The following is a 227-nucleotide window of genomic DNA, read 5'->3' on the forward strand; positions in this document are numbered from 1 at the left end:
GTCAATAGGCTTGCGCGTTATTTGATCGGTTTGGGTGTTGGGCCGGAGTCGTTGGTGGGGTTGGCTGTTCGGCGGTCTGTGGATTTGTTGGTTGGTTTGTATGCGATTGTGCGTGCGGGTGGGGCGTGGGTGCCGTTGGATCCTGATGCGCCGTCCTCGCGTAATGAGTATGTGTTGGATTCGGCTGATCCGGTGTGTGTGGTGTCGACGGAGCGTGATGGTTTCGT

1 protein-coding gene is annotated in these 227 nt (G+C 57.3%); it reads left to right on the forward strand.

What is annotated here, in order from left to right:
- Window positions 1-227 (forward strand): AMP-binding protein (locus AC2ETI_RS32865; RefSeq protein ID WP_483635083.1); only part of this gene is annotated, 227 nt, incomplete at both ends.

The sequence above is a fragment of the Rhodococcus sp. MurmanLake-1 genome (assembly GCF_056945715.1).